We start from the raw sequence: 12,198 nt of genomic DNA on the forward strand, positions 1-12,198 counted from the left end.
CACCCTGCTGGTCGGCATCGCCATCGCTGCCAGCCAGGGTCTGCTGCACGCACAACAGGTGCACCTGCAGCTGGCGGTGCCGCAATGGGTCACTCCCTCGCTCTCGTGGACGGCGATGGTCGGCATCGCCCTGCCCCTGTTTGTGGTCACCATGGCCTCGCAGAACATCCCCGGTGTGGCGGTGATGCGCGCCTCCGGCTACGACGCACCGGTGTCGCCCGTGATCGGCTGGATCGGCGTGGTCAACACGCTGCTGGCACCCTTCGGTGCCTACGCACTGAACCTGGCAGCCATCACTGCGGCGATCTGCATGGGCCGTGATGCCCACGAGGACCCGGCACGGCGCTACACGGCGGCGATGGCGGCCGGCGCCTTCTATATCGTCATCGGCCTGTTCGGGGCCACCGTAGCGGCCCTGTTCGCTGCCTTCCCCAAGGAACTGGTGGCCTGCGTGGCCGGTATCGCCCTGTTCGGCACCATCGGCAACAGCCTGGCCAGCGCACTGGCAGTGGAGCGCGACCGCGAGGCCGCGCTGGTCACTTTCCTGGTGACTGCCTCGGGGATGACACTGGCCGGTATCGGTTCTGCGTTCTGGGGCCTGGTCGCCGGGACGCTCTGCCTGTGGGTGCTGCGGCCGCGGCAGGCCAGCTGAAGGGATCAGCCGGTCAACACGGCCCCGACGATGCCCAGGGTGACGGACACGGCGATGGCGATCACAGCACCAATCACGCTGGTATCGCCACGTGCTGCCAGCGTGCTGCGCACCGCAGCCTCGTTGTCCGTACTGAGCGACTGGGCGCGTGCGATCTCCCGCTGGCAATGCTGCAGGTACCAGCTGTTGGCAAAGACACCCACGGTAACGCTCAGGCCCAGGTTGATCACCAGCGACAGGGCATCCGGCACTTCGATGAAGGCCTCGATCGCGCTGGATGCCACCAGCACGCCGACCCAGATGGCGGCCATGCGGTACATCTTCCGGTACATCATCCAGATCACGCCAAACAGGAACCCCGGCCAGTGCCAGGTGCCCGCCGCGTTCGCGGTGCCCTGGTCCAGGCGCCAACGCTTGCGATAGATCGGGAAGTTGCCGCCGACAATGGCTGCATACAGACCCAACTGGCCGGTCAGTCCGGCGCCCAGTGGAATGACATCGGGCGTTGCCGCTGCGGTCGGTGCGCGGTATGGGTCATGGCTGGACGCTGTGGCGACGGCGGTCTCACTGGCAGGCGGTGCTGCCGGGCCGTCGGCGACGCCGTCGGCACCCGACGCTGGCGCTGCAGTCGACTGCAGCGACTGCAGCGGCTGCCAGCCAGCCATGCCCTCGCACCAGAGCAGGGTGTGGCCGGTGATGACGCCGTCCTGCTGCAGCCTCTGCAGGCCAGCCAGGTCCACTGGGCCTTCACTCTTGCCGTGGCGGGCGTAGTACCACTGTGCTTCCTGCATTGAAGATCTTCCTGTGTGGGTGTTGCGCGGTTTACAGGGATGCGCTGGACAGCGTCTGCACCAGCGTGTGGCGATCGCCGGGGGCGATGGTGATCACATCCGGCCCGGCGTTGGCGGCTTCCAGGCAGACGTAGTCGCGCCAACCGTCACCGACATCGGCCATCTTCGCGGCAGCGTCGGCGCCAGGGTTCCATGCCACCAGCGAGCGGCTGCCTTCGGTGCGGATGTCGATGCGGCGCTTGAGCACCGGGTCGCGCAGCACATAGTGCCCGCCGGCCTGGGTGTAGATGCGGTCGCTGCGGCCCGGGTCACGCGGATCACGCAGCGACCAGGGGCCCTGCTGGCGACGCGGCTGGGCGTAGTTCTCGAACTTGTCGAGGTAGTCCAGGCCGTCGACGCCGTCGACATCGACCTTGCTGGCGTCACCGACACGGAAGTAGTTGTGCAGCGCCTGGGTGATGGTGGCCGGAGCCTTGCCGGTGTTCTCGGTGACCAGCTGCTGGCGCAGTTCACGGCCGACACGGACGGTCATGGCCAGGCGCAGGCCGAGGGTGTCCAACGCAGGCGGGGCCAAGGTCAGTTCGATGCTGCCATCGTCGAGGCGGCGCGCCTGCTGCAGTTCCCAGGGCAAGGTGCGCACGAAGCCGTGGGCCGGCACGTCATCGCCCTGCCCCTGGCGGCCGAAGTAGGGCCAGCACACCGGGCTGCCGCCACGGATGGGCGTGGGCAGTGCCGCACGCTTGGGCGAGAGCCACATCACATCGGGTTGGCCCTTGGGCACGAACGAGAGCAGTTGGCCGCCGAATACACTGATGGCGGCGGTGGCCTGCGGGGTTTCCACCAGCCAGGCATCGAGTCCCTGGAACTGGCCACTGCTGACACCTTGGATCTGTTGCACGCTGGATCGACTCCGGATGGCCGGCGACTGCACGGCACTGTAGTTGGTGGGAAGGCTGAAGCGGGTGGGTGTGGCCGGAACCTTCGCCTGCGGTCCGCTCTGCAGCGCGCGCAGGATGCGCTGGCCGGCGCGACCATCGGCGTCGGCCCAACCGAGCCGGCGCTGCTCGACCTGGATGGCACGACGACTGGCGGTACCGATCATGCCATCGGCGGCGCCGATGTCATGGCCGCGCGCCAACAACAGGGTCTGCAGCTGGCGGCGCTCGTCGCGGCCAAGGCCAGGATCATCGGTTGGCCAGGCGGTGACCAGGCCATTGCTGCCACGCAGGCGGTCGGCCAGGGTGGCGATGGCCAGCGCATAGCTCTCGGCCGCGTTGTAACTGTAGATCGCGTCGTAATTGCGGAACACCAGCAGCGCCGGGCCTTTTGTCCCGGCTGGCAGCAACAGTGCAGCGCGGGCATCGGCGGGCAGGCCGGACGGTGCCAGCGCGCTGCCCTCCAGGCCGGTCACGCCCAGTGCGCGCCAGTCGGCCAGTGACCGGCGCTGGGTGCGTCCCGCCTGACTGGCGTTGAAACCGGCGGGGAGGCGCACTTCCATGCCCCAGGGTTCGCCGGTTCGCCAGCCGGCACGCTTCAGATAGTTGGCGGTGGAAGCCAATGCATCGGGAATGCTGCCGACCAGATCGCGGCGGCCATCGCCATCACCATCAACGGCAATGCGTGCGTAGGTGCTGGGCATGAACTGGGTGTGGCCGAAGGCCCCTGCCCAGGAACCGGTCAAGCCCTGCGCCTGCAGGTCACCCTTGTCGATAAGCTTGACCAGCGCCAGCAGTTCGCCGCGGAAGAAAGGTTGCCGACGGCCGGCACAGGACAGCGTGGCCAGCGACTGCAGCAGCGGGCGCTTGCCGAACACGCGGCCGTAGTCGCTCTCCACGCCCCATACGGCGACGATGGTGACTGGATCGACGCCGTACTGCGCCGATACGCGCTGAAGCAGATCGTGGTGCTGCTGCAGCATGGCGCGACCATCGTCCACGCGCTGGCGATCGACCAGCGCGGCCAGGTAGTCCCATATAGGCGTGGTGAACTCCGGCTGCGCGTCGAGCAGCGGCAGCACGGTAGGGTCGGGCTGCAGTCCGGCGGTGATCGCATTGAAGCGGTCAGCGGCAATGCCCTGGCTGGCGGCCGTAGCCTGCAGGCCCGCCATGCAGCGGGCAAACGCGGGATCAGCGGGTGCCGCTGCTGCCGGCGGCGCGGCCGCTGGCATGGCAAGCGCGGCGACGAGGCCGAGCGTGGTCAGAATGGGCATGGCGTACTCCGTGTTGCCGGTGCTGGAGCCATGGTAACGCGGAGGGGCGGCAAGGTTGGTCGTTGCTGCCGGCCAGCGGCCGGCACTACCGGTGGCTATGGTGCGGGGCGCAGCAGACGCAGGCCGTACGCAGGATTGTCAGCGTTCCAGTGCGCCACCACCTCCAGCCCTGCCTGCTGCAGCAGATGGCCGAAGCTGGCGTCGGTGTACTTGTGACTGTACTCCACGCGGATCGGTTCGCCCGCGCTGAAGTGGAAGGTGCGGCCGTCGAGATGGACGTCCTGCTCGCGCTGGCTGACCAGATCGGTTTCGATGCGCAGGCGCGCGGTGCTGTAACGGGCCTGGTGACGGAAGCCGTCGAGATCGAAATCGCTGCCGACCTCCCGGTTCAGGCGCGCCAGCAGGTTCAGGGTGAAGGCGGCGGTGATGCCCTCGGCGTCGTTGTAGGCCGCTTCGATCAGTGCCGGGTCCTTGTGCAGGTCGATACCGACCAGCGCCAGGCCCTGCCCGCCCATGGTCTGGCGCATCGCGCGCAGCAGCGCGATCGCGTCCTCATCAGCGAAGTTGCCCAGCGTGGAACCTGGGAAGAACAGCAGCCGGCGCGCGGCAGGCCGGTCTGGCGCGGGGACCTGCACAGGGCGGGTGAAGTCGGCACACACCGGCAGCATTTCCACATCCGGCAGCGCCGGTGCCAGGTGGTCGATGCTGGACAGCAACGCCGCGCGCGAGATCTCGATGGGCGTATAGGCCACCGGATCCTGCAGGGCGGCCAGCAGCCGAGCGGTCTTGCGGCCGCTGCCGCTGCCCAGTTCGACCACATGCACGCGCGGCCCCACCGCCTGCGCGATCTCCGGCAACACCCGGTCCAGCAGGGCCAGCTCGGTACGTGTGGGGTAATACTCGCGCGTGTGGGTGATCTGCTCGAACAGGCGTGAGCCGCGCGCGTCGTAGAAGTACTTGGAAGGCAGCTGCCGTGAGGCGTGCGACAGCCCCGCCACGGCGTCGGCAAGGATCTGCTGGCGGCCGGGGGTAAGGTCGGTCAGCGCCTGCAGCGCATCCTGGACGGTACTCATGAAAGATCCCTTGCCAGGCGCAGGCCTGAGAACTGCCAACGCGCCGGTGGCATGAAGAAGTTGCGGTAGCTGGCCCGCATATGGCCGCGCGGCGTGGCGCAGCTGCCACCGCGCAGGACCCACTGGCCACACATGAATTTGCCGTTGTATTCGCCGAGGTTGCCGGCGAAGGGGCGGAAGCCGGGATAGGCGCCATAGGCGCTGCTGGTCCATTCCCACACGTCGCCGAACAACTGGCGCAGTCCGTCGCCCTGCCCTGCCATCGGGTGCAGATGGTCGTCATCGGCGAAGTGGCCTTCGACAGGCTGCGAGGCGGCGGCCGCTTCCCATTCGAATTCGGTGGGCAGGCGGGCACCGGCCCAGCGTGCGCAGGCATCGGCTTCGTAATAACTGAGGTGACAGACCGGCGCATGCGGATCGAGCTCACGCCAGCCACCCAGGGTGAACTCGCGCAGCAGGTCGTCGTCCCAGTACAGCGGATGCTGCCACTGCTCGGCCTCGCGCAGCGCCCAGCCCTCGCTCAGCCACCAGCGTGGATCTCGGTAACCACCCGCGTCGATGAAGGCGCGGTACTCGGCATTGCTGAGCGGACGCTCGGCGATAGCATGCGCAGGAAGCAGCACGCGATGCACGGGCGATTCATTGTCATAGGCGAAGGCCGTGTACCGCGGCCAGGCGGACGCACCGATGCTGACGATGCGTTCGCCCTGTTCGACCCAACCCTGCGTGCCGAGGGCGCTGACGGCGATGGGCAGGTCTTCGCGGTACGGCGGCTGCAGCGGATTGCACCAGAAGGCATGCTTGATGTCGGTGAGCAGCAGCTCCTGGTGCTGCTGTTCGTGATGCAGCCCCAGTTGCAGTTGCTGCAGGGCGTCGCTGCCGAGATCGCCATCGCGCAGTCCTGCCAGCACCTGCTCATCCACATGCTGGCGGTAGGCGTGGACCTGCTGCAGCGAGGGCCGCGAGAGCAGGCCGCGCTGCGGTCGCGCGTGGGCCGGGCCGAGACTCTTGTAATAACTGTTGAACAGATAGTCCCAGGCCGGATCCCAGGGTGTGTATCCGGGCTGGCTGGCCAGCACGAAGCGTTCAAAGAACCAGGTGGTGTGGGCCAGGTGCCACTTGGCTGGGCTGGCATCGGCCATGCTCTGCAGCAGGGCATCTTCAGGGCTGAGGGGTGCGGCCAGCTGCATGCTGCGCGCCCGCACGTGGGTGAAGTGGCGGGCGAGGTCACGCTGCGGGGCAGCGACGGCGGCGGGTACGCTGTCCATGCGACCAGCTTCGACCGCGGCCGGTGAGCGCAATGTCATGGCCCGGTGCCGCGGTGTTCACATCAGGGCGCACATTCAAGAAGGGCACTGCTGCGCCGCTAACGGCAGTGCTGCGGCCGCGTCGTGACCGCGCTGGAATTCCGTGTGTCCCATCATCCGCTTCGACAGCCTGTGCACTATCTGTTCGTGCTGCCCGCCGTGCTGGTCGCACTGGTGCTGTGGGCGAGCCTGGAAAGCGATGATGTCGGCCGCGCCGGGCAGCGCATCCTGCCGTGGTTGCTGGCCTGCCTGGGTGCAGGACTGGCGCTGATGTACAACCAGGTGCGCACGTTGTGCCTGTTGCTGTTGGTGGCGCTGGCCTTCGCGGTGCTGCACCAGGATCTGGGGCACTACCTGCGTGATGGGCGGGTAACGGCGCTGACCCCACTGCGCTTCCACGCGATCTCGACCTGGCTGCCGTTGTTGTTCGCCATCCATGCGTTGTGGCCCGAACGCGGGCGCCGCCGCCAGGACCTGCTGCTGAGGGCCACGATCAGCGGTGTCGCCGTGGCGGTTTTCATCCTGTTGGCCGCACAGCAGCCACAAGGCATGCACGACCTGCTGTCGAACCGGCACTTCCCCTGGATACCGAGCGACTGGAACGCGCTGGCGCAGCTGCCTGCCATGCTGTTCCTGCTGGCCACCGCTGCGCTGGGATGGCAGGCGTGGCGCCAGCCCCGGCCACTGCATACGGCGATGCTGCTGGCCCTGCTGTGCCTGTGGTGGATGCTGCCGCGGATCTTCCTGCAGCCGGTGCTGCTGCCGGCGCTGAGCGTGGCGGCGCTGCTGCTGATGCTGGCCGCGACCCTGCAGGAGTCTTTCCACATGGCATTCGGCGACGAGCTGACCGGCCTGCCCGGCCGCCGTGCGTTCAACGAGACCCTCAAGCGCGCCACCGGCACCTACAGCATCGCGATGATCGACGTGGATCATTTCAAGAAGTTCAACGACACCCACGGCCACGACACCGGCGATGACGTGCTGAAACTGGTGGCCTCACGGCTGTCGCGGGTGGGCGACGGTGGCCGCGCGTTCCGTTATGGCGGCGAAGAATTCGCCGTGGTTTTCCTCGATCGCCCGGCATCGGCCTGCGTGGATGCGGTGGAGGCGCTGCGACAGGGCATCGAGCAGAGCCGGATGCAGCTGCGCGACCGCAGCACCCGCAGCCGTGACGACACGCTCGGCCAGCAGCAGCGCGGGCGCGGCGGTGGTGGTGCGGTGGTGCAGGTGACCGTCAGCATCGGCCTGGCCGACAGCCGGGTCGATCGGCGCCCTGCCGGGGTGGTCAAAGCGGCCGACCAGGCGCTGTATGCGGCCAAGGAGGAAGGCCGCAACCGCGTGTGCGCGCATGGCGGCCAGCGGGTGCTGGCCGTGCGCGGCAGCCACGCTCAGACGGCGTCGAGGTAGTACCAGCGGCCTTCGATCCGCAGGAAGCGGCTGTGCTCTGTCATTTTCACCGCGCTGCCGCCTCCGACGCGGTAGCGGGCGGTGAAGCGGACCTCGGCGCTGTCGGTGCCGGTAATCTGGTGGTCCTGCACGGTCAGGCCCAGCCATTGAGTGCGCTGGCCGGGGGCATCATCGAGCGACAGTTCTGCGGGACGGGTATTCGGATGCCAAGTGGCACGCAGGTAGTCCGGCAGATGGCGCACATAGGCGCTGTAACGCGAGCGCATCAGACGTTCGGCATCGGGCGCGGCGGCGCCGGCATGGAAGCGACCACAGCAGGAGGCGTAGTCGGCGGCCAGGCCACAGGGACAGGGATCGGGGGTGGTTCGGCTCATGCGGGTATTGTCGCGTGGGCGGGGGCAATGTGACAGGCGTATGCTGTCGCGCCCTCACTTCGATTGATCGCCGTGCTGGAATTGATTCCTCCTGAGTTGTGGTGGCTGGTGGCGATCGCCTTCATTGCCGGCCTGGTCGATGCGGCCGTGGGTGGGGGCGGACTGGTGCAGCTGCCGGGTCTGTTCACGGTGCTGCCGCAGCAGACGCCGGCGATGCTGTTCGGCACCAACAAGTTCAGCTCGATGTTCGGCACCGGCGCGGCGGCATGGCGCTATGCGCGCAACGTGCGCTTCCCGTGGAAGCCGGTGCTGTTCGCGGCCGGTACGGCCTTCGTGTTCTCCTTCCTTGGCGCTACGGCGGTCAGCCTGTTGCCCAAGGACGCCGTGCGGCCGCTGGTGCTGGTGCTGCTGGTGGCGATGCTGGCCTACACGCTGTGGAAGAAGGACTTCGGCGCGCTGCATCGGCCCCGCGAGATCGGTCGCAACGAGTTGGCGATCGCGCTGGCGATCGGTGCGGCAATCGGTTTCTACGATGGCTTCTTCGGGCCCGGTACCGGCAGCTTCCTGATCTTCCTGTTCGTGCGCTTCTTCGGGCTGGACTTCCTGCGTGCGTCGGCAGCGTCGAAGGTGGTGAACCTGGCGACGAACGTGGCAGCGATCTCGTTCTTCGTGCCGACCGGTAACATCCTGTGGCTGTTCGCGCTGCCGATGGCGGCGGCCAACATCATCGGTTCGGTGGTGGGCACGCGGTTGGCGCTGAAGGGCGGTACGCCGTTCATCCGCAAGCTGTTCGTGGGGTTGGTGGTGGTGCTGATCGCGCGGATGGCGTGGGATACGTTCCGAACGTCGTGAATGAGCGTCATGACCTGGTAGGTGCCAACCTTGGTTGGCACGCCGTTTCCGGTCGCGAAGAGCAGCCGAGCATGGCTCGGCTCTACTGGGGATTGCCGGCCAGCGGCCGGCAATCCCAGGTTGGCGGCCGAGGCGGTCAGGCTTCGGCTTCTTCCGGTTCGTCGGCCTGCTGGCGGCTGCGCTCCGGCAGCTTCAGGCGCTTGCCTTCTTCGTCGTACTCGATGAGCAGCACGCCCGAATCGTGGCGGCCGCTGATCTCGACGAAGCAGGCGCCACCGATGAACGGTTCCAGCGTCATCACCGATTTCAGCGGGGTGGCCACCACCATCTGGAAACCGAAGTTGTCGAAGATGTTCATCGCCAGCGCGGTGAACTCGTTGTCGGCCTTGTCGAAGGCTTCGTCGAGCACGACCGCGGCATAGCTGGGCAACTGGCTGTCGGCACCGCCGAGCTGGTAGCGCAGCGCCGCCGCCAGGCAGGTGGTGGCCAGCTTCTGCCGCTGGCCACCGGACTTGCCGGCGCCGCTGCGGTAGATCTCGACCTGCTGGCGCGTTTCCACGTCCAGCTCCACGCCGATGAACTCCACGTGCAGGCGCACGTCCAGCACAATCTCGCGCCAGCGCTTGTCTTCGCCTTCCTGCGAGCCGAGGCGGTTGACCAGCTGGCGCAGGACGGTGAACTGCGTTTCAGCCAGGTCGCGCTGCTCGGTCTGCTGCTGCGACAACACCTCGCGCAGCTGCTGGTGGAACTCCTGTACTTCCGGCAGGCGCCGGTCGTTCAGCTCGATGGTCAGCAGGGTGCCACGGTTGAAGGGCACCTGCTCCAGACTGGCGTTGACTTCGTCCAGGCGCTGGCCGATCGACTTGCGGGCCTCGGCGCTGTGCCGCTGCAGCGCCAGCAGGTTGTTCTTGCTCTGGTTCTGCAGCAGGTCGAAGAAGCGTTCTTCGTGCTGCGGCAGGCCATCGCGTTCAAGGCGTTCGAGGCGGGCGAGGAAATCCTCGGCCGAGGCCACCGACACGGTGAAGTCACCCGATTCTTCCGGCCACTGCTGGATGAAGCGACGGAAGCAACCCAGCAGCAGGTTCTCGACGCGGTTGACGTCCTGCTGCGAAGAAGACAGCTGTTCGTTCAGCGCGTTGCTGACCTGGCGCATGTGCGCTTCCAGCGTTTCCAGGCTGAGCGGGCCCTGCTCCTGCAGGCGCTCGGCCAGGCCGGCTTCCTGATCTTCGGCCAGTGCCGGCAATACCAGCGCACGGCTCTGCTGACGGGCTCGGTCCAGGCGGTCGCGTTCGCGCACCAGCTGGCCGCGCTCGACGCGGGTGTCTTCATAGGTGCGTCGTGCCTGCTCGATATCGGCGCGGGTGGCGTCGATCTGCTGGGCGATCCTGGCCAGGTCGGCATTGCCTTCGCGCAGGGCGTGCAGGCTGGCCTCGATGTCGGCCAGGCGCTGTTGAGGCGCGGCGACGTCGATTTCGTTCCAGCTGATGCCGACCAGCTGGTGGCAGGCCAGGCGACGTTCGTTGTCGCGGTCACGCTGGCTGCGCAGGCGCGCGATGTCGGTATCGCAGCTGGCGATGCGGGCAGCCAGTTCCTGGGCTTCCTTCTCGAAGACGGCGAGCCTGTCGCGGTTGCTGAAGCCCAGCAGCCAGCGACGGCGATCGTTCACGGCACTGCGGTCGTCCTTCTCGAACCGGTCGCCCGGATGCTTGACCTGGCCTTCGCGGGTGATGCCGCGGTCTACGTTGCGCAGCTGCTTGGCGTCCACACATTCGTAGTCGAAGCGCTTGCCAAGCTCGCGGCGCAGCCAGCTTTCGAACACGTGGTCGCGCAGTTCCAGCTTGTGCAGCAGCGACTTGGCGGAGGGTTCGCGGGCGAACGCATCGTCATTGCGACGCACGCGGTAGTAGGTGAAACGCATTCCCAAGTGAGTACGGTTCACCCATTCGGCGACGTCGTTGTAGTGCTTGTCGTCGACCAGCAGCGATTGCGCGAAACCACCGAGCACACGCTCGATCGCGCCCTGCCAGCTCTGCTCTTCCGAGCGGACCTGGATCAGTTCGCCGACGAACGGCAAGGCCGCTTCGGAGATACCGGTTTCTTCGGCCAGGCGAGCACGCAGCTTCTGCATCGGCGCCGGAATGCTGGAGGGCGTGCGCTGCATCGCCTCCAGTTCGCCGCGCACTTCGGAGAAGCGACGCTCGTCGTCGCGCTTGCCGCCGAGCCGTTCGCTGATGGCGTCGTCCAGCGCGCTCGAAGCGCGCTGACGGTCTTCCAGTTCGGACTGCGCCTGTTCGACCAGCTCGGCGAAACCATGCGCGTCGTCGGGCAAGGCTGCCTGCAGCTTCTGTGCGGCGTCGTGTGCCTGTGCCTGCTTGGCCAAGCGGCGGTCGCGTTCGGCTTCGGCGCGGCCCTGCTCGCGTTCCAGTTCCTCGATGCGCTCACCGCCCTGCTGGCGGCGCTGCAGTTCCAGCTCGGCCAGGCGTTCGGTGTGGTTGTCCAGCGCCGCACGGCGCTGCGATTCTTCACCCAGCAGGCCACGATCGCGCGTGTCCATCTCGCGCAGGCGCGCTTCGATCAACAACTGGCGGCGGCTTTCGCGGAAGCTGTCGATACCAAGCTTGAGCGCTTCGTCGTCGCCGCGACGGCGGCTCATCGCCTGCAGGTCACTGTAATGTTCGCGCGCCGGCTGCAGGGTTTCGACCTGACGCCGCGCGGTAACCACGGCCTGGTGCGCGCCATCGAGTTCGGCGAAGTCGCTGACCAGTCGTTCGGCAGCGTCGAAGGTCTTCGGCGTGTCGAGCATGAAGTCGCGCAGGAAGACGTTCAGGTCACCCAGGTTCTTCGCCGACTGCGTCTTGTGCAGCAGCCGCAGCGCCATCTCGTTGTCGATACCGAGCAGATGGCGGAAGCGTTCGGCATAGCCGGAGAACGTATCGAAGTGATGGACGTCGGCCAGCTTCTGCTTGAGCTTGCGCAGGTCCAGATCGAAGCCGCCCAGATCCTTGGCGATGTCGAACGGGCGCTCGGCGATCATGTAGTGCTTGCGCACGTCACCGGCGGAGGTGCTGCTGCCGGCGATCCAAAGCAGGCGTACCAGGCTGACCACGCGGCCATCACCGGCGCGGTACTCCAGCACCAGCGCGGTCCAGGTTGCGCCCTTGCGCAGGTACTGGGTGGCGATTTCACCGGTGCCACTGTCCTGCTGGTCGGCCCACGCGCCGCGCACGTAGGACACCAGGTTGCGGTCGCGACCGCTGCGTTCGGCTTCACGCGCAGCGGCGTTGAAGTCGACGATGGCCGGTGGCGTCAGCAGGGCGGACATGGCATCGAGCAGGGTCGACTTGCCCGAACCGGAGCGGCCGACGAACAGGAAGCCGCGCTCGGCGATCGGCACTTCGGTCAGGCCGTTGAAGGTGCCCCAGTTGTGCACCTGCAGGCGGCGCATGCGGAACTGCTGCAGGCGCGGGTCCGGCAGGCCGTCGTTGAACAGGGCGGGAGTGTGCTTGGAAATGGCCATGCGGTGCTCGGGTCTC

Annotated in this window: 9 protein-coding genes (1 of these 9 only partly in view); 3 read left to right on the forward strand and 6 right to left on the reverse strand. The window is 67.3% G+C overall.

The window, feature by feature from the left end; all coding sequences use genetic code 11:
* Positions 1 to 652, forward strand: partial view of a benzoate/H(+) symporter BenE family transporter gene (locus tag ACEF39_RS20895; RefSeq protein ID WP_500286461.1) — the 3' portion only. 536 nt of this gene lie to the left of the window's left edge; only the last 652 of its 1,188 coding nucleotides appear in the window; the start codon falls outside the window, past its left edge; it ends in the stop codon at positions 650 to 652.
* Positions 653 to 657: 5 nt separating this feature from the next.
* Here ACEF39_RS20895 and ACEF39_RS20900 read toward each other — a convergent pair whose 3' ends face one another.
* The 4 genes from ACEF39_RS20900 to egtB form a co-directional block, all read right to left on the reverse strand.
* Entirely contained in the window at positions 658 to 1,443 is a 786-nt protein-coding gene (locus ACEF39_RS20900; protein ID WP_500286462.1) for a DUF2628 domain-containing protein, read from the reverse strand.
* Between the two features lie 31 nt (positions 1,444 to 1,474).
* Positions 1,475 to 3,610 (reverse strand): lytic murein transglycosylase, encoded by a 2,136-nt coding sequence (locus tag ACEF39_RS20905; RefSeq protein WP_500288063.1) that lies wholly within the window; start codon positions 3,608 to 3,610, stop codon positions 1,475 to 1,477.
* A 137-nt stretch (positions 3,611 to 3,747) separates the two neighbouring features.
* Positions 3,748 to 4,725 (reverse strand): L-histidine N(alpha)-methyltransferase, encoded by a 978-nt coding sequence (egtD, locus tag ACEF39_RS20910; protein ID WP_500286463.1) that lies wholly within the window; start codon positions 4,723 to 4,725, stop codon positions 3,748 to 3,750.
* Positions 4,722 to 5,993 carry an ergothioneine biosynthesis protein EgtB gene (gene egtB / locus ACEF39_RS20915; protein WP_500286464.1) on the reverse strand — a complete coding sequence of 424 codons (1,272 nt, stop codon included), beginning with the start codon at positions 5,991 to 5,993 and terminating at the stop codon, positions 4,722 to 4,724. Before egtB ends, egtD begins: the two co-directional genes overlap by 4 nt.
* Positions 5,994 to 6,137: 144 nt before the next feature.
* Here egtB and ACEF39_RS20920 point away from each other — a divergent pair, with 144 nt between their 5' ends.
* The gene (locus tag ACEF39_RS20920; RefSeq protein ID WP_500286465.1) at positions 6,138 to 7,439 is read left to right on the forward strand and encodes a GGDEF domain-containing protein; all 1,302 of its coding nucleotides are present in this window, start codon (positions 6,138 to 6,140) and stop codon (positions 7,437 to 7,439) included.
* Here the strand turns inward: ACEF39_RS20920 and ACEF39_RS20925 are convergent.
* Positions 7,421 to 7,813 (reverse strand): YchJ family metal-binding protein, encoded by a 393-nt coding sequence (locus ACEF39_RS20925; protein ID WP_500286466.1) that lies wholly within the window; start codon positions 7,811 to 7,813, stop codon positions 7,421 to 7,423. The genes ACEF39_RS20920 and ACEF39_RS20925 overlap by 19 nt on opposite strands.
* A gap of 72 nt (positions 7,814 to 7,885) precedes the next feature.
* On the opposite strand from ACEF39_RS20925, the gene ACEF39_RS20930 reads away from it, so the two are divergent.
* Positions 7,886 to 8,665, forward strand: a complete 780-nt coding sequence (locus ACEF39_RS20930; protein ID WP_500286467.1) for a sulfite exporter TauE/SafE family protein — start codon at positions 7,886 to 7,888, stop codon at positions 8,663 to 8,665.
* Between the two features lie 136 nt (positions 8,666 to 8,801).
* Here the strand turns inward: ACEF39_RS20930 and ACEF39_RS20935 are convergent, their stop codons facing one another.
* On the reverse strand, positions 8,802 to 12,182 hold the full coding sequence (locus ACEF39_RS20935; RefSeq protein WP_500286468.1) for an ATP-binding protein: 3,381 nt from the start codon (positions 12,180 to 12,182) through the stop codon (positions 8,802 to 8,804).
* Between the last annotated feature and the right edge of the window lie 16 nt (positions 12,183 to 12,198).

This window comes from Stenotrophomonas indicatrix, assembly GCA_041545745.1.
Lineage (GTDB): Bacteria > Pseudomonadota > Gammaproteobacteria > Xanthomonadales > Xanthomonadaceae > Stenotrophomonas > Stenotrophomonas indicatrix_A.

Excerpts from the sequence above, each read along its gene's own strand:
- ACEF39_RS20935 (WP_500286468.1), bottom strand. The coding sequence starts at position 12,182 with ATGGCCATTTCCAAGCACACTCCCGCCCTGTTCAACGACGGCCTGCCG.
- egtD (WP_500286463.1), bottom strand. The coding sequence starts at position 4,725 with ATGAGTACCGTCCAGGATGCGCTGCAGGCGCTGACCGACCTTACCCCC.
- ACEF39_RS20925 (WP_500286466.1), bottom strand. The coding sequence starts at position 7,813 with ATGAGCCGAACCACCCCCGATCCCTGTCCCTGTGGCCTGGCCGCCGAC.
- ACEF39_RS20900 (WP_500286462.1), bottom strand. The coding sequence starts at position 1,443 with ATGCAGGAAGCACAGTGGTACTACGCCCGCCACGGCAAGAGTGAAGGC.
- egtB (WP_500286464.1), bottom strand. The coding sequence starts at position 5,993 with ATGGACAGCGTACCCGCCGCCGTCGCTGCCCCGCAGCGTGACCTCGCC.
- ACEF39_RS20905 (WP_500288063.1), bottom strand. The coding sequence starts at position 3,610 with ATGCCAGCGGCCGCGCCGCCGGCAGCAGCGGCACCCGCTGATCCCGCG.